21 protein-coding genes are annotated in these 14,408 nt (G+C 57.0%); 3 read left to right on the top strand and 18 right to left on the bottom strand.

The window, feature by feature from the left end:
- Positions 1-4 precede the first annotated feature (4 nt).
- From ACGLHT_RS15560 to ACGLHT_RS15535, 6 genes are all read right to left on the bottom strand, one after another.
- Positions 5-244 carry a hypothetical protein gene (locus tag ACGLHT_RS15560; RefSeq protein WP_057384255.1) on the bottom strand — a complete coding sequence of 80 codons (240 nt, stop codon included), beginning with the start codon at positions 242-244 and terminating at the stop codon, positions 5-7.
- Entirely contained in the window at positions 241-837 is a 597-nt protein-coding gene (locus ACGLHT_RS15555) for a hypothetical protein (RefSeq protein WP_019484841.1), read from the bottom strand. The genes ACGLHT_RS15560 and ACGLHT_RS15555 overlap by 4 nt, the downstream gene beginning before the upstream one ends.
- Before the next feature lie 319 nt (positions 838-1,156).
- Complete coding sequence (locus ACGLHT_RS15550) at positions 1,157-1,360, bottom strand: hypothetical protein (protein WP_019484839.1); 204 nt, start codon at positions 1,358-1,360, stop codon at positions 1,157-1,159.
- Positions 1,357-1,707 (bottom strand): hypothetical protein, encoded by a 351-nt coding sequence (locus tag ACGLHT_RS15545; RefSeq protein ID WP_019484838.1) that lies wholly within the window; start codon positions 1,705-1,707, stop codon positions 1,357-1,359. Before ACGLHT_RS15545 ends, ACGLHT_RS15550 begins: the two co-directional genes overlap by 4 nt.
- Before the next feature lie 5 nt (positions 1,708-1,712).
- Entirely contained in the window at positions 1,713-1,928 is a 216-nt protein-coding gene (locus ACGLHT_RS15540) for a hypothetical protein (RefSeq protein ID WP_019484837.1), read from the bottom strand.
- A 19-nt stretch (positions 1,929-1,947) separates the two neighbouring features.
- On the bottom strand, positions 1,948-2,589 hold the full coding sequence (locus ACGLHT_RS15535) for a hypothetical protein (protein WP_019484836.1): 642 nt from the start codon (positions 2,587-2,589) through the stop codon (positions 1,948-1,950).
- A 197-nt stretch (positions 2,590-2,786) separates the two neighbouring features.
- Between ACGLHT_RS15535 and ACGLHT_RS15530 the strand changes: the two genes are divergently transcribed.
- Entirely contained in the window at positions 2,787-3,185 is a 399-nt protein-coding gene (locus ACGLHT_RS15530) for a hypothetical protein (protein WP_019484835.1), read from the top strand.
- A 50-nt stretch (positions 3,186-3,235) separates the two neighbouring features.
- Here ACGLHT_RS15530 and ACGLHT_RS15525 read toward each other — a convergent pair whose 3' ends face one another.
- The 9 genes from ACGLHT_RS15525 to ACGLHT_RS15485 form a co-directional block, all read right to left on the bottom strand.
- A complete protein-coding gene (locus tag ACGLHT_RS15525; RefSeq protein ID WP_274120409.1) occupies positions 3,236-4,591 on the bottom strand; it encodes a hypothetical protein in 1,356 nt (451 codons plus the stop codon).
- A 130-nt stretch (positions 4,592-4,721) separates the two neighbouring features.
- On the bottom strand, positions 4,722-5,672 hold the full coding sequence (locus tag ACGLHT_RS15520; protein ID WP_128683671.1) for a methyltransferase: 951 nt from the start codon (positions 5,670-5,672) through the stop codon (positions 4,722-4,724).
- Between the two features lie 164 nt (positions 5,673-5,836).
- Entirely contained in the window at positions 5,837-6,550 is a 714-nt protein-coding gene (locus ACGLHT_RS15515) for a hypothetical protein (RefSeq protein WP_010794425.1), read from the bottom strand.
- 67 nt (positions 6,551-6,617) lie between these two features.
- Positions 6,618-7,058: a DUF6283 family protein gene (locus ACGLHT_RS15510; protein ID WP_023111038.1), complete on the bottom strand. Its 441-nt coding sequence runs from the start codon at positions 7,056-7,058 to the stop codon at positions 6,618-6,620.
- On the bottom strand, positions 7,055-7,234 hold the full coding sequence (locus ACGLHT_RS15505) for a hypothetical protein (RefSeq protein ID WP_031300062.1): 180 nt from the start codon (positions 7,232-7,234) through the stop codon (positions 7,055-7,057). Before ACGLHT_RS15505 ends, ACGLHT_RS15510 begins: the two co-directional genes overlap by 4 nt.
- Before the next feature lie 98 nt (positions 7,235-7,332).
- Entirely contained in the window at positions 7,333-7,761 is a 429-nt protein-coding gene (locus tag ACGLHT_RS15500; protein ID WP_135192693.1) for a hypothetical protein, read from the bottom strand.
- Positions 7,762-7,811: 50 nt separating this feature from the next.
- A complete protein-coding gene (yejK, locus tag ACGLHT_RS15495; RefSeq protein ID WP_135192694.1) occupies positions 7,812-8,825 on the bottom strand; it encodes a nucleoid-associated protein YejK in 1,014 nt (337 codons plus the stop codon).
- A gap of 86 nt (positions 8,826-8,911) precedes the next feature.
- Positions 8,912-9,643 (bottom strand): hypothetical protein, encoded by a 732-nt coding sequence (locus ACGLHT_RS15490; RefSeq protein WP_135192695.1) that lies wholly within the window; start codon positions 9,641-9,643, stop codon positions 8,912-8,914.
- A 174-nt stretch (positions 9,644-9,817) separates the two neighbouring features.
- On the bottom strand, positions 9,818-10,267 hold the full coding sequence (locus ACGLHT_RS15485) for a hypothetical protein (protein ID WP_057382932.1): 450 nt from the start codon (positions 10,265-10,267) through the stop codon (positions 9,818-9,820).
- Between the two features lie 169 nt (positions 10,268-10,436).
- On the opposite strand from ACGLHT_RS15485, the gene ACGLHT_RS15480 reads away from it, so the two are divergent.
- The gene (locus ACGLHT_RS15480; protein WP_123084713.1) at positions 10,437-10,739 is read left to right on the top strand and encodes a hypothetical protein; all 303 of its coding nucleotides are present in this window, start codon (positions 10,437-10,439) and stop codon (positions 10,737-10,739) included.
- Between the two features lie 54 nt (positions 10,740-10,793).
- Here ACGLHT_RS15480 and ACGLHT_RS15475 read toward each other — a convergent pair whose 3' ends face one another.
- The 3 genes from ACGLHT_RS15475 to ACGLHT_RS15465 all read right to left on the bottom strand — a co-directional run bounded on the left by ACGLHT_RS15475 (position 10,794) and on the right by ACGLHT_RS15465 (position 13,349).
- Positions 10,794-11,384, bottom strand: a complete 591-nt coding sequence (locus ACGLHT_RS15475) for a hypothetical protein (RefSeq protein WP_135192696.1) — start codon at positions 11,382-11,384, stop codon at positions 10,794-10,796.
- A 144-nt stretch (positions 11,385-11,528) separates the two neighbouring features.
- The gene (locus ACGLHT_RS15470; protein WP_123084711.1) at positions 11,529-12,161 is read right to left on the bottom strand and encodes a hypothetical protein; all 633 of its coding nucleotides are present in this window, start codon (positions 12,159-12,161) and stop codon (positions 11,529-11,531) included.
- A 312-nt stretch (positions 12,162-12,473) separates the two neighbouring features.
- Positions 12,474-13,349, bottom strand: coding sequence for a hypothetical protein (locus ACGLHT_RS15465; protein WP_123084710.1), 876 nt, complete (start codon positions 13,347-13,349; stop codon positions 12,474-12,476).
- A 156-nt stretch (positions 13,350-13,505) separates the two neighbouring features.
- On the opposite strand from ACGLHT_RS15465, the gene ACGLHT_RS15460 reads away from it, so the two are divergent.
- Positions 13,506-14,354: a hypothetical protein gene (locus ACGLHT_RS15460; protein WP_183596637.1), complete on the top strand. Its 849-nt coding sequence runs from the start codon at positions 13,506-13,508 to the stop codon at positions 14,352-14,354.
- Positions 14,355-14,408 lie beyond the last annotated feature (54 nt).

Genomic DNA, 14,408 nt, shown 5'->3' with positions numbered 1-14,408 from the left:
TGAGCTAATCGGCCAGGGCCAGCACGTTGGCTGGCATGGTCTTGAGCAACGACTGCCCACCCTGGTTCTTGCCGTAGTTACAGCGGACAAAGACGCCCTTTTGGGTATCCCAGAAGCGAATGACCTTTGCCTTGTTCCCAGGAATGCTGTCGGCGAAGAAAATCCGGGTTTGCACGGCTAGCCCCCGGCGCAAACGAGCCACATCAAGAGCGGGGAGGTCGAGCGCTGGGTAGAGCGGGATCATTGCTCAGCACCATTTGCGCCGCAGACGAAGTCCTTCCAGGTTGCCCGGGTCAGGCGCTTGAGGTTTGCCGGATGCCCCTCACGGGAGAACGGGTAACGACGGTCCTCTGTCAGTCGATAACGACTGAGGGTAATCGTGTCTTTGCTGGTACTGAGACTGGTGCACCACCACACCTGCAGGTCCTGGAATCGAGGCATCATCAGGTCGATGTCATCGCCGGGCACCAGCAGTGCGACACCTGGTGCAACCCGATTGTCTTTCAGGACTTCGGAGGTCGATATCGCAACCAGCGGGGCTTTGAATGGTTTGAAGTCGAAGGCCTTTTCCCACAGCCGGCAAAACGTTCCCCCTGACAGGCATGCGGTGAAGTAGTTGTGGTCCGAGAAGGGGCGGAAAACGCCGACCGAAGTGGTCATCTGCAAACGTTTCATCGGCTCAACGTCATCCAGATCAAAGGCCATCTTGCCCTTGATCGCGATTTCCATCGCTTCATGGAGAAGTTTGGAGCGCTCCCGATCACCGACCGATTTGCCTATACCGTGGAAAGCGGCACGCATAAAGCCGAGGCCGGCGCTGACGGATGTGTTGTTCATGTGACTTCCTCAGTTGAGTGGACTGAGGAAATCTTCAGGGGGCTGACGGTGTGCCAGAACCGGCGCGGGAGAGAATGATCACTGATCTTGCAAGAAATCGATTTGCCGGTTGTTGAGGTCAGTCCTGGGGGCGTTAAGCGGGTGCCCAAGCTGGCGCTTGACCTCAGAGAGCCACGCTTTGTAAGGCCTGTTTGCGCGGTTTCCCCAGGGGTATGCCTCGGCGAGAGCCTTGCGCAATGCAGTCATGTCTTTCCGTCCAACGCGGTTGATGACTTCTGCCACTATCGGTGCCGCTCGATCTGCCCAGGACATGCTCACCTCACCATGCCGTTTTGTCCGCTGGGCGTGCCGCGGACAACTGGATGCGTATGTCTTCTGCAAGGCTGATGAGACGGTTCCCTTCACCCTCAAGTTTCTGGGCTAATGCCTGGACCTGCTCAGCGGTGGCCACCTCATCCCTGCAGAATCCCTCATCTAGAAGCCACTGCTGGACTTTGGCGAACCCCTCTATTGAGAGGCTCATGCTACTTTTCCGCCGGCGGCGATGATCGCCTCCTTGATGGCATCCAGCTTGTCCTTCGGTGCCTGGACCGAGAGGAAAACCGTGTTTTGTTTCTTCTTCCAGCGCTTGAAGTAAGTTTCGAAGGAAACGTCGACAGAACCGTCATTGGACTGCACCCACCCAGCCAAGATTCGAACCTGGTCCTCTGGCTTGAGGTCTTCGCCGATGGAGAAGGAGTCATCCATGACCTGGCCGTTAACTTCAAGCTCAAGCTCTTCATGCCAGACATCATCTTCACCATTCGGCTTCCAGAACCCGTCGTCGTTGTAGAAGGCCTTGAGTTCCGAGCCAGTCGTTTTGGTCGGCATTGTGGTTACTCCGTTACGGACTGGATCGCGCCCAGTCGCTTTTCAATGGAAATTGCTTGCTGCTGGAGATCCAGGCCCTCGAGGCCGAGCAGTCCGTTCTTCGCTGAGCCGAGCAGTCCGTTCTTCGCTGAGCCGAGCTTGGTCAGGGCCTCAACCAGCTCTGCAGCCTGGGCCTTGGCTTTCTCTAGGGTCGCCCGGTCCTGGGCGTTCAGCTTGCACATAGTTCACCTCTTGAATGAGCTAGTTGGACTGCGGGCCTTCCAGCTCCAACAGTTCAGATTCGATGTTCGACCTTGCAATCGCTTCCCATGCGGCCGAGATTTCAGGGTGGCCGTACAGCGGGTGACAGCTCAGCAGTCCCCGTAGGACGTCTGCACGTCCGGCACGGAAAAGGTCATCCGGTACCCAGGCAAATTCCTGTTGAACTGCCTGTTGGTAGGATTTGTACGCCTGTGGTGGCTGTGCCAGAACCGCCAAATCAATGTCGAGCACCAGGCCGCAATCATCGGCCTGGGAGCCCGTCTGGTGGTTGGTCGCCATGATCATCGCTTCCACAGCTGGGATGTACTCGGGAACGCCGGCAGCTGTGAGCAGGGTGATGGCGTACTGAGCGCTGCAAGCTTCATTGTCCACTCGGTGAGTGTCGTAGATCACGTCGTGAAGCCACAGCGCCAGTTCAACCAGGTGAGGTTTGTCGGCCAGATGACGCCAAGAGTCGAAGTGTTCAAGGCACGCGGCTATGTGTTCAAGGGTGTGGTAGTGCCGTCCGGGCTCGCTGTATTGCATAAGGAGGTAGTCGAAGGCACCTGCAGCAGGTGCTGCGCCAAGCGCGCGCCAGAGCCGATGCCAACGATCTTCAAGCTCGGTGTGATTCAAAGGCATTTCCCTGCTACTCCAGGCGTTGTGTTGACATTGACGGATCATAACGTTGGGCATGGTAGGGAGCTTGCCGTACCGCACACCGTGAATTCTCCACGCCATGGCTAGTGACACCAGCCACGAACGATTTTCACAAGCCTACTTTGGCGTGAGCCGCAGGAGCGGTGTTGTTACGGTTGCCCAGATTCTGGGAGAAATCGATGAAAACCGAATTCATGGGAGTGAGCTCCCAAGATTGGAGCGATGTCGTCAAGCAGCAGATCCGGCCGTGGGTTCGGAGAGCTGATGACTGTGGAGTGCCGATGTTGCCGAGCAGAATTCAAAACCGAGTTGGCGAGTTGTACAGCCAGGCGGTAGAGCGATATCCGACGTACGAAATGGTGGTACTCACCTGCTTTTGCGCTGCCATGCGCAGCGAGTTTGGAGATGAAGAAACCGCGAGCCAAGAGGCGATCGAAGCTTTTCAATATGCTCGGGAGAAGTACGGATACCGTAGTCCTCAAGAAGAGGCTGAGGATCAGGCAAGGGACCGTGAGGAGGGCATTTGCTCGCACGGACTTACCTGGCTGACGTGCCCCTGCGGATGCTTTGAGTTTTAAGAGGCCAATAAGATCGGGCCGCCATTAGGCGGCCCCTTTCGTGTCTGAGATTAGGCAGCCAATCCCAAGGCAGCCATGCGGATAGCGTTTTCGAACTGCTCCTCGATCCGCACCAGATCATCCGCAACCGACTTGTCCAAGCGCTCTTCGACGAAGCGGGGGAGGAAGAGGCTGTAGGGTTTGCCTGGCTTCTTCGGACGCATGATCTGGTTGGATCGTACAGTGATGATCATCCCGCGCCACGTATCCCGATTGAGATGGATCTCTTCTCGTTTCTTCTTCTTGAAGCCGCTTACTCCTACAACCAACTGGCCACAGGAGCTCTTGCAGAGCAGTGACCCGAAGGTCTTTGCGTTTGCTCCTTTACCAGGAAGGAAATCAACCACTTCAAGCTCGCAGGGGGCTTCGAGCTTCAGCTTGACCTGATCCTTGCTGGTACCGTCAAACCAGATAGCCTCTGGCTTCTTGATAATCGAGCCTTCCAGTCCGAGTTCAAGCTGCTCCACATAGTGGTCAATGGCCTCCTTAAAGGAGTACACGATGCGCGTCTCGATCATCGAGATCGCCGAGTGGGCAAGCGCCGTTACGAGGTCGGTCAGCTGACCGAAGCGGTCCTTGTATGGGGTGTCGCAGCGCCCACCCTTCTTGACCGAGGCCAGCGGGATCTGATCCCACAATTTGATGATCGGCCGGCAGCCAAGATCGAACTGGCCGCCCTGGACTACCGAGTTCAGCATGCCGTTGCCGACCTCACGGGGGAGAATCTTGCCGTCGCATTCGACGAGCAACTCACCATGCGCTTGCCCGGTCGGAAGCTGACGAAGCCCGTCGAGCAGTTCTTGGAACGGTGCTCCAGGGAGAAGGGTGCCAGCGCGCGAGGTGAGGCTGACCTCATTGGCTTCGATCGTCACGTTGACGAACATGCCGTCGGCTTTGACCTGCGAGTAGATACCAGCAGCCCAGTTCCACTCCGAAAGATTGGTGTGGTGAGGGAGGCTGCAGCGCATGTAGCTGAACTCAGGAATAAGCCCGGAGCAGACTTTGTTGATGCTGGTTTCGCTGAAGCCGGCGCGCGGGTCCTTGGAAAGGATGCGCCAGAGCAATTCAGAGGACTCTGGGTTCAAGGACCTCAATGCCCGAGTAACCGCCTCCTCAGCGCGGTGTCCGGTGAGGCCTCGGGCGGCCAATTGATCGAGCATCGACCAGGTTTCCTGGCTGAACTCCTCGGCCCCGAACTGGCTGGCCCGGGCCGGGCGGATGCCAAAAGTGATGAATGGGTTGAGCATGTAGATCAGGACGCGCTGGAAGGCTTCGCTGTCGACGTGGGTCTTCAGTAGCGCCAGCTTGTCGTTGGTGCCAGGGGTATTCGCGATCTGCTCGAGGGCATGGTAGACGGTGGTGCTCATCACGGGCTGATTCTCCAGAGTGGTCTGCCTTAATTGTCCGGATGCTTGGGTTTCATTCCAGCGAAGTCCGGGGACTGATGACCATTCTTAAGGCGCAGGGGGTGTGCCAGAAGCGCCCGGAAAAAGCCCTCTACGCTGCATCAAAAAGGGAGAGCTGGGCAAAGGACTGCGGGTTGGCAGAACCTGTGTCTGGCTTCCTGGAGGCCTTCATTCGGGCCGGTGCAGTTGGTGCTGGCGCTACAGCACGATCGGACACGGTCGCCAGCGTGGGTTCGCTCTGCGCTGGAGCCGGCGGCGCGCCTACAGCCTTGGACACGGAATTCTGCTCTGCCTCTGCCGGAGCGGCTGGGATTTCGGCAGGGTCTTGAGTGAAGTCACACAAGACGATCTCGCAGATCGGACTGACGCCGTGCCATTCGTTCTTGTAGGCGGATGTGTCCAGGCCGCAATTATGGTCGAGCACGATACCGGTCTGACTCATGAACTTCTCACACTCCCGCGTAATCTCGACGCTATAGGAGCGTTGGCCCGAGTACCGGAATGGGGCGGATGTCTGCGGGATGATGAACACGCCGTGATCAGCGATCTTGGATGCGGCTTCTATCAGCTTGTACTCGAAACTTGCCCCTGTGTAGCGACCGTCGAACGCCTGGCCAGTCTTCACAGATCCAAAGGGTGGATTCGAAATCGCTGTACTGAAACGCCCCATATCCGGGATCGAAAACACATCGCTAACGATCCACTCCGCTTCTGGCAGCACTCGCTTCCCGACTTCAGCGTATTCCGGGTTAATCTCGACACACACGATACGCTTTGCACGCTCGCGACAGGCGAAAGCTAGCCTCCCGATGCCTGCGCAAAGGTCAATCAAGGACTCACACTCCGGGACTTCGATGGAAAAATCGTTGGCCAGTCCCTCTGGCGTGAAGAATGCGCCGGCTAGGCCATTCATGTTGGTCGCGGACTCATGGAAATGTTCCAAGATGAAGTAGCGGTCCTCGAGACGCAGGCTCTTGTCCGAGTAAACCAGGTCGAGCGCCTGCTTGTGACGCTTCGCCGCTTCTTTGGATAACTTAGCCATTTCATTTCCTCATCGGCTCAGACGGTATGTGTCTGATTCGGGTGTGTATTTGATGAGGGAATTTTCTGACCAGGTAGGTCGTGCCACCATCACCCAGCCAGCACAAGGTCTCTATTGAGCAAGCTAGAAGCTCGGGTGATGGCGGGTGAGGAGTCAGTGCGCGGTCATGCAGCCACTGACAAGCCAGGGTTCTTCCACTGAACGGCCTTGGGGATCAGGACCTGAAACTCGAAGCCAGGATCGACGGAGAATTTGATAGTGTCCCCACGGTTTGCTGCCACCTGACGTGCGTACTCCAGTGCTTGATCGAACTCCAAAATGGAGAAGTAGGAAGAATCCTTGATGTTGGCGTTCAAGAAGTCCGTGCAATGGAGGGACGTACCGCCGTGGTTGTTTGACAGGCCGAAGGTCATCACCACATACATGGGTTCTCCGACCGGCAGGAACAGTTGGCCATCGATGATAATCCGATCGCGTGCCCACCTCTCCAGATATTCGTCAATCCCGGCCTTTCCCTGATAGGCGCCGATGTAGATTCCCTGTTCCCAATGGCTCAGCGTGACGCTTTCCGTCACCAGAGAGATCTCAGGCTCCGGCAGGCGATGGGTCGCGTTCGGGCCTCCTTCCGCTTTGTTGTCCCGCGCGCCGGCGAAGAGCTTGCAGTTCGTCCAGAGGCAACCCTCGAAAGCGCGGTATTCCACCGGATCGTGGCCCTGGTCGCTGGTGTTTCGGCTGATGATCGCCACCGGGGCTTGCTCCGGCGGGATTTCCCGAATTTCAACGGTGATCAGTCCGTCGTGCTCGCGGACTGTACGAGGCAGGCGGCAGCGAGGGGGCACGATGCTGTGGTTGTAGCTGTAGGTGAAGGTTACGTTCATCGCATGGCTCCTTATGAGATGGAGCCATGATCAGGGCTGGGCTGGTGTGCCAGAAGCCGGGCCCCGGTCAGGAATAGTTGTTCCTGCAGGGCTTCAAAATCGGATCTTCGGGGTCGACGCCGTTGGCGATGGCCATCTCTGCATAGCTGTCGAACAGATCGACTCCGCCGTCCGAAACCTGGTTCATGTCCAGTTCACCATTGATGAGGTTTAACCGAACCGAGAGATTGTGATCGGCCCCCCTGAGGAGGAAGCCCGCGCAGGTAGTTGGCTTCTCCTTCCCGGTGGTATGGCAGCCAAAGGTTCGGTCGCTCATGTCATAGGCGGTTGCAGCGGAAAGTCGGAATGCCTCGGCGGGGAATACTCCGACGGAATCACGCCTCCATGGGCAATCTTTGCAAGGGACCTTGCAGGCATGTTTGCGCCCGCTCTTGATGGTGACCACCTGGTGGTTCCAATCAGCCCATCGAGCATCGAGGACTTCTGGTTTGCTGTTCTTGGTAGTCATTGGAGGTACCGGTTCGGACGGCATGCAGTGATCAGGAGGGCAAGCGCGAGCAGTGCCAGGATTGCTGCCACACCTTGAATTTCAGTGGCAAAGGCTACTGGAAGAGTGTTGGCCAGCCAAGTCATGGCCAGCGCTGCGCAGATGAAGGATGCGAAGAGAGCGATTGGTAGAAGCATGGGCGACTCCCTGTTGGAATGTCGCCAGTCTCAGGGGGACGGCTGCGTGCCAGAATCCGCCCGGACAAAAGTCAGGCAGTAATCTCTCCCTGGCTCTGCTAAGAGAGCTTCCGATCTGCATATTCCTCTTTGATCTTGTTCCCCATGTCCTGGACGTGAGCGTCAACAGTCGCCTGGTCGCCGGCCACGTAATGAGCAGAAATGCTGTCTTTCGGGGCAAACACCATGGCGTCGAGGCCAAACTGGTCCGCAGTGATGTCTACGACGTGGATTCCGCCCTGATATTCGACTTCAACCCAGTAGTGGCCGTGCGGAACCCCATCAATCACCAGGCCACCGTCCTCCTTACCGTCACCACCTCGAATTATCGGGTCCAGCGCGGCAAACTTCCGTAGCAGTGCCTCACAGAGGATGGCGGCGTAGAGGCAGGTGCCGTTCGTACGCTCATGTCCGAGTGAGGAGTGCAGCATCGACTCGTACATTGTTCTGACGCCTTTGAGGATCTGGTCCGGTTGCAGACTGGTCACCCACTTCTCCTGTAATGCTGTGTTCACACGGTAAGAGTGGTCGGGGCCGCCTAGGCCCCTTGAGAGTCCTTCCGCTTCGCGAGTTGGTCTTTGAGCTGGCGCGGAATGTTGCGGATGATCAGCATATCGCGATCTTCATCGTACTCAACCGTCGATCCCAAATGATGGGCTTCGAAGGTGATAGCCAGGCCTTCAGCACGTCCGGTAAAGCGCTGGAACTGCTTCAAAGTCCGCTTGTCCGCCGGAATTTCCGGGGCCAGACCATAGTCCTTGTTCCGGATGTAGTCGTAGAAGGCTTTCGGTCGGTCTTCGTCGATCAGGCTCGAAAGTTCGTCCAGGGTTACCGGTTGCCCGAGTCGCGCTTGGGCGTTGGCGTAATCAACCAGCGTGTCGGTTTTCTCCCTGGCAGCTGCTTCTGGCAGGTCTTCGCTTTCAACGAAGTCGGAGAATGCTTTCAGCAGAGTTCGCGTCTCGCTTGGAGCATCGTGGCCTTCCTCGCAACCGATGAAGTCGCGGAAGTAGTCGAAAGCCTTGCGGCCACCTTTCTTGAGGAAGGAAATGTACTGGCGCGACTTGGGGTTGTTACGCCACTCAGACAGATTGATCCTTGCGGCAATGTGGAGTTGCCCCACATCGAGATGCTTGATGGCGGCTACCTCGAGGCCTTCGGTCAGCGCGACGCCGTCGCGGTGATGGAGCATTGCGAGCATTAGGTAGTCAGTCATTCCTTGCTGGTAATGCGCCAGCAGGAAATGGCCCCCGACAGTCAGGCTCGATTCTTCCATCATCACCAAGTGCTCGGCTGCCTGGCGGCTGAAGCTCACGAAATCCTGTCCGCCATCCAGGTACTCGCTCAGCCACCCACTCAGTGGATAGGCCCCCGATTGACCATGGAAAAGCCCCCAACCTTTAGTTGCCTTGGCGTTGTAGGCATCGTTGAGATCGGCAAGCAGGTTATCTGCGGCCTCGTTGTGTTCCAGTTCGGCATCCCGGGAGTGGAGTGCCGCCGGGTTCCCGTCGGGTTTCTTGTCGATAAAATGGACAATGCAATGGCGAATGGGCATGGGACCTCAGGTCAGACTGATAAGCAGAAAGCGGTTGCCGGCGAGATCCTAACGAGTGAGATCCTGCCGGCAACGGAGGAGGGCGATTAAGCGCAAGCGTCGAACCGGAACTCGCAAACTCGCTTGCGAGTGGCGCGTGCGCTGGGTCGATCGGTGACGAAAGACTCCGTTGGGATGCTGAACAGGCGGAGTTGGTCCCGTTGTTCGTGAACGGTGCAGATACTGCACTGCTCCAGCAGCACGTTGGTCGGCTCAGAATCGCGGTTGAAAACCAGCATGAGCCCCGAGGAGAGAGTTGGGATTTCCGGCGATAGTGAGCAGATACCCCCCTCGAGCTCCAGCATCAGGTCATGGAGTACAGGGGACCGCAGATCGGGGTGAACGATCAGCTGGGTGAAAAGCGTGAAGGTGCCATTACGGCGTGGCCATCCTTGACTGAAGAGTTCCCCAGCTAGGTAAACGTCCTGGCTGATATTGTCCATCGCGATGACCAGATCCAACCCTTTGCAGGTCGTGGCGATGAAATAGCCCTCTGCGCAGAGGAGAGCGTTGCCAGCAGTCTGTTCGGTATCGGTTACCAGAATTTTGAATGCTACTGCTCGGGCGTCTGCGCCGAACTGGTTGTATCCGACACTCATGTAGGCATGCAGGTCCTGGGTGGTACCAGGATTCAGCTTGATCAGCCTGCGTTCCGCGGAATCGAAGATTGCCTGCGGAGAAAATGCCTCCTTCAACTCCTGAACGGCAGTGTCCACCGTACGATCGCCATCCAGCATGTAGGTGTAACCGTCGAGAAGTTCGGGGGTGAATTTGACCATTTGCCTGATTCCTTTTGGCTGGGGGTGGGAAGAGGTTGCGCGATTTGTCGGGTGGCACAAAGCCAAAATGGCACGCTGAAATCCCGACTCGCCAAGCCGATAATCTGCCACCTGCTGGCGTGCCCGAACCCCCTATATTCAGAGTGTGAACTCCTCGCTTCCTTGTAGGTGACGTCACGCTGCGCGGCTATCCAGTCGACGAACATCCATGACCTGTGCTGGGGAAAAGACCACAACCTCGTAACTCCCGTCCGGGTAGGTGGCCATAAGTCCGTCATGACCGAGCTGCTCAAGTCGCTGCTGAATCTCAACCCCAAAATAGCCGTCGGTTTCAATAGCCTTGCCTATCAGCTCAATTGCAGTCTCTTCCGAGAAAACCTGCTCGATTAGGGGAACGGCCGGACTGTCCAGGTCGTAGTCATGCTCAAGGCTGGCCAGGCAGTGGAAAGGGTTGCTCATGTTGAGCTTGACCTCCCAGACAGAGCCGCCAGGTCCTGCGTATTCATCGGCACAGGCTTGATCCCCGAAATACAGGCCCGCACCAAAAGTGCCGCGACTTGCGGGCTGGAATTTCGTGGTTCTGGCTTTGGTACCGCGGTAGAAGTGCTTTTGCTTCGGGAACATGGTTCTCTCCTGATCGAGTGGTCATGTTCCATCAAGATGGGGGGTGCCTGAACCGAAGGGGAAAGTGCCGACCTTCAAAAAAAAATGCCGGAATGCTTCTGGCACAAGAAGGACGGCTTGATAGTGACTCCATCGCGGGGCAAAGGGCCCAGCCACAGGAGCCAGCATCATGCAGAACGCCACCAACATTTCCGCATTCGAACAACGCTACAACGAAAAGCTCGAAGAGCTCGCAGCTGAGCTGGATGGAGTCCTGCCTTCCTATCGCGAGCTGATGGCCCAGGTATCAGGCCTGCTGGCCGAAGACGGTCATCCTCTTGATGTGATCAGCGGATATGACGACTTCGAGGCGTTCTTCACCTGGCTCGACACGCTAACGGCATACGACCAGATGGATGAGGATGGTTCGCTCGAAGACCATAAGCCCCTCTTGGAAGTCGTCTACGAGGCGATCCGCGCTGGCGTGGTCTGACATCTGGGACGAAGCCCGACACACCTCTTTGAGTGCGTGTCGGGTTTTGGATTTTCAGTCTTTAGGCGGAGATTCTTCGCTGGGTTGATTGGGCTCCATCGCGGGATCAGCTACGGGTGATTCTGCCGGCGGGAGCAGCTCCGCGGCCGAATCGAAGCTCAGCCCAGGCTGCGTCTCAGAGCTGTTCATCACAGAGTGATACAGGCCCTCGCCCACCTTCCAGCCCGGATATGCAGTCAAGCCGCCGCCAAAGGCGATTACCAGCGCTGTCAGCACGATTCCGATCCACTCGATAGAACGCTTGATCACTTTGACGGTGGTGGAATCCGGCTCATGACGGTAATTCTCGTTCTGTTTTGTCCTAATCTCTAGAAACACCTCGCGAAGCTGGGCTAGGAGCTTGTTGGCTTCGACCTCGCTGGTGAACCACGCAAGTGTGTTGTAGCCCTCCTTCACCTGCACCAGGGGCTTTTGGGAATCGAAGGGATTGTCCTCTTGAATGGCCGTGAAGGAAGTATGGCCGCCATAGCCGCAACGTACCGCTGTGAACTGCCCCAGGGCATTCAGATGGATGTCGTCCTGATGGACTTCGATTTGGACTTCGTCCGCCGATTCGAAAACCTTCTTGTCTCGAATGCTGATCATGTTAGCTCCCTGGGTGAGAAAGGCCCTAGTGTCCTGCCCGTGGACGCGCGCACAAGCGAAATGGCAGGGCTAAATTTCGGCCTAGGCCCCACCCAGGAATAGAAAACCCCGCCGAAGCGGGGTTTCAAAGAGTTGGGGTTGAGCTCAACTCACCTTCTTGGACAGATCCAAGAAGGTGAAGCCTTTAACCTGCTGGAGCTGGCGCTCCAAGTGACAGATCAACTCAGCTTTCGCCCGGCTGAATTGCTCCACTCGTGTTTCCTGCGGTTTGGACTTGGAAGGGACCATGTAGCCGCCGATAAGGTTTTTGACGTTGTCATGCTCATAGCGATTCAGCGGCGAGGGAGCCGCCCCGGTTTGACTCTGCGCCCATTCTTCCTGAGCAGCTACGACCTTGAAAGCGTTATCCGCAGGCACGCATTGCCGGAACACCTGGTTCTTCAGCCAGTTTTCCATCGTGACTCGGTGTTCGTCCAGGTCCTCGGCGGCCAGGCCCTGGTAGTCATTCAGGAAGAACCAGTTGACATCACCCCAGCGGCAGTTGTCATGCCAGTCCGGGGTAGAGAAAACCTCGATTCGGCCGGCATACGGGGCTACGAACAGGCATTCGCCTTGGCCCAGATCAGCCATGGTCCCGAGAGGCATCTCTATCAGGATGTCAGCAATCTTGAAGCCGACCTCCTGCATGCGCTGATAGGCCACGCGCTCCGCCTCGTCACTGGAGGAGGCGTTGATGTCGCGGTTGAGGTCGAGAGTGTTGGGGTTATTGGTGTTCATAGAGTAGATCCTTCGTTGATAAATTCGATGGACCTATGGTGGGGCTGCGCCGGTTGTGCCAGAACCGGTGCAGCAGACCGAGCTGGAAATGCTCAGGCAGAACCGTGAGCCAGATTCAACAACGCTTCCGGGAGCGCGATGATGTGGCCCTCCGCATAGCTTTCGACGCGGATCTTGCCGAAATCAGATCCCAGGGTCCTACCAAGCTCGAACACCCCGATGACGTTGATGGCCCGAACGCCGAAGCAATAACTGCCGCTTCAAGGCGGCTAGTAGATTTCTCGCAGTTTCATTGCAGGGTTGGAGCACAGTTCAGCCCTCCAGGCTGGCTTGCGGTTGGGTAACCGATGCGCCAGGCAAATAGTGTTCGGGTCCGAGTTTCTCTGGAGAAATGCGCTGCAACGCCCATCCATCTACATACAACCAGCCATCTTGCTCCTGGAAGGAACCCTCAAGGAGGCTTGTCCGGTATCGCTGCGCGTAGGCTTCGACCTCCGCATCAGGCGGCACCGCTGGCAGGCCTTTCTCCGCTCGGGTCTGTGCATCCCTCACTGCCCGGTCAAGACGCATCTGAGCCGCGGCCCTGTTCATTCGCCCTCTTAGGGTATTTTCTGAATCCTCAAGATCGGGGTCGATCCCCATCAGCTTGACCTCGTTGCTGAAGCTGGATACGGCTATTTCGAGGTGCGCCTTCCATTGCTCGGCTTGGTACCGGCACTCCAGATCGAGCTGAGCACTGGTGGTGATTCGGCCAACAGATCGATCATAGTGGGCGATCATGCATGCTTCGGATTGATCAGCGCGGGTTGGTTTATGCCAGTAGCGCCACCGGAACCCGAGATCCAGCCAGCCAGGTTGCGAGACGATCATTTCCGAGTTGTTGAGCCGTTCGACCACAAGCCAGGGAGTCTGATCGATCCTTACCGCATCGACGGGCGGTTCGTCTTCAGTCAGCAGCTCGTAAGCGACTGGCCCGTCTAATGGGGCGAAAACCTTTTCGGACTCCACAACGTCGTACCAGGGGTAAGAATGGGACAAGGGAGGCGGCAGCACCAGTGGCTGCTTGCCGGTACGGAGCCGATGGTAGAGCGAGCTCTTGTCGGCAAGGTGGTTGGGCATTGCGCCGGCCGCGGCAACAACCTCGAGATAGCGCTGCCACACTGGGCAGCATTCCAACGGCGTGTTCATTGTGATCCTCCAGGAGTTCCTGAGGTTCATGATGGTAACGGCGGACTCAAGCTTGGATACGTCAAAACGCAACGGTGAATTTACCGGTTATCCTCGTCCATCGGTGCCGATTTTGATTGGCGGCTACTCATTGATTAGAGGCTCTGGAGAAAAAGCATGAGCACGGCAGATGATGGATTCCCAAGGCGAGTAAAAGAAGATTTAAGGCGGGATGTTGGGGGGTATTGTTCGGCCCCATTTTGTGGGATTCAGACCTTTGTCTACGATCGGGCCAGGCGCAAAGACAAGCTGACCGGCGATGCTGCGCATATATGCGGGGCGCGCCCAGATGCTGCCCGATATTACGATCTGCCAATGGATGTGGATCGACACGGCTATGAAAATGGCATTTGGTTGTGCGCGGTTTGCCATCGCATGATCGATCACAGCGCTCACCTCTACCCAGTAGAAATGCTGCACTATTGGAAGCGCTTGGCTATCGCCGCTCACCAAGCCGGGGGGCGCCGCCCTCAAGTTCTATTGGTTGGCAGTGATCTCACCCGCGATCATCAAAATGCGGCGCAATTCCTCAATGAGGTTTGGCAGGTCAGAGTGAGGTTCCGGGAGGAGAAGTTCCGTGTATCGCCCGGGGATCGGTTCAACTCCACTGTAAAGTTCGAGACGGAGTTCGCCAGACTGATTCGTAATCGGGCCGGAATGTACATGGCCAAGCCGTGGAATGCATACCATCCGCACTGGACATTCACCCCGGAAATTCAGGTTTGGGAAAGTGAGATCGTTCGGATGGCTGGGCGCCTGGCCGAAATGCCTGCCCTGGCATTGATGGGTGAGGGAATGTTCGATTTCTACCACCAGGTGGACGAAGAGGGGAATTTGGTGTTCCGCGACGAATCAACGAGGGCGCTGCACATCTTTGTGCAGATGCTGGAGCGCTTCGACGAGTTCCTGACGGATTACAAGGGGCCCCAGCAGAACCCCTATGGCTCCTCACCCTATGGCTTCTAGCAGGGGCGACTAATCCGAGGCGGAAGGTCTCTAGGACCTTCCTGCTTGGCAGTT

This window comes from Pseudomonas sp. PsB, from assembly GCF_043658375.1.
Taxonomy (GTDB): domain Bacteria; phylum Pseudomonadota; class Gammaproteobacteria; order Pseudomonadales; family Pseudomonadaceae; genus Aquipseudomonas; species Aquipseudomonas putida_Z.
The sequence above is the reverse complement of the archived record's forward strand: the minus strand, read 5'-3'. Positions and strand labels throughout refer to the sequence as shown.

Coding starts and splice junctions, on each gene's coding strand:
- ACGLHT_RS15560 (WP_057384255.1), bottom strand. CDS start 244: ATGATCCCGCTCTACCCAGCGCTCGACCTCCCCGCTCTTGATGTGGCT.
- ACGLHT_RS15555 (WP_019484841.1), bottom strand. CDS start 837: ATGAACAACACATCCGTCAGCGCCGGCCTCGGCTTTATGCGTGCCGCT.
- ACGLHT_RS15550 (WP_019484839.1), bottom strand. CDS start 1,360: ATGAGCCTCTCAATAGAGGGGTTCGCCAAAGTCCAGCAGTGGCTTCTA.
- ACGLHT_RS15545 (WP_019484838.1), bottom strand. CDS start 1,707: ATGCCGACCAAAACGACTGGCTCGGAACTCAAGGCCTTCTACAACGAC.
- ACGLHT_RS15540 (WP_019484837.1), bottom strand. CDS start 1,928: ATGTGCAAGCTGAACGCCCAGGACCGGGCGACCCTAGAGAAAGCCAAG.
- ACGLHT_RS15535 (WP_019484836.1), bottom strand. CDS start 2,589: ATGCCTTTGAATCACACCGAGCTTGAAGATCGTTGGCATCGGCTCTGG.
- ACGLHT_RS15530 (WP_019484835.1), top strand. CDS start 2,787: ATGAAAACCGAATTCATGGGAGTGAGCTCCCAAGATTGGAGCGATGTC.
- ACGLHT_RS15525 (WP_274120409.1), bottom strand. CDS start 4,591: ATGAGCACCACCGTCTACCATGCCCTCGAGCAGATCGCGAATACCCCT.
- ACGLHT_RS15520 (WP_128683671.1), bottom strand. CDS start 5,672: ATGGCTAAGTTATCCAAAGAAGCGGCGAAGCGTCACAAGCAGGCGCTC.
- ACGLHT_RS15515 (WP_010794425.1), bottom strand. CDS start 6,550: ATGAACGTAACCTTCACCTACAGCTACAACCACAGCATCGTGCCCCCT.
- ACGLHT_RS15510 (WP_023111038.1), bottom strand. CDS start 7,058: ATGACTACCAAGAACAGCAAACCAGAAGTCCTCGATGCTCGATGGGCT.
- ACGLHT_RS15505 (WP_031300062.1), bottom strand. CDS start 7,234: ATGCTTCTACCAATCGCTCTCTTCGCATCCTTCATCTGCGCAGCGCTG.
- yejK (WP_135192694.1), bottom strand. CDS start 8,825: ATGCCCATTCGCCATTGCATTGTCCATTTTATCGACAAGAAACCCGAC.
- ACGLHT_RS15490 (WP_135192695.1), bottom strand. CDS start 9,643: ATGGTCAAATTCACCCCCGAACTTCTCGACGGTTACACCTACATGCTG.
- ACGLHT_RS15485 (WP_057382932.1), bottom strand. CDS start 10,267: ATGTTCCCGAAGCAAAAGCACTTCTACCGCGGTACCAAAGCCAGAACC.
- ACGLHT_RS15480 (WP_123084713.1), top strand. CDS start 10,437: ATGCAGAACGCCACCAACATTTCCGCATTCGAACAACGCTACAACGAA.
- ACGLHT_RS15475 (WP_135192696.1), bottom strand. CDS start 11,384: ATGATCAGCATTCGAGACAAGAAGGTTTTCGAATCGGCGGACGAAGTC.
- ACGLHT_RS15470 (WP_123084711.1), bottom strand. CDS start 12,161: ATGAACACCAATAACCCCAACACTCTCGACCTCAACCGCGACATCAAC.
- ACGLHT_RS15465 (WP_123084710.1), bottom strand. CDS start 13,349: ATGAACACGCCGTTGGAATGCTGCCCAGTGTGGCAGCGCTATCTCGAG.
- ACGLHT_RS15460 (WP_183596637.1), top strand. CDS start 13,506: ATGAGCACGGCAGATGATGGATTCCCAAGGCGAGTAAAAGAAGATTTA.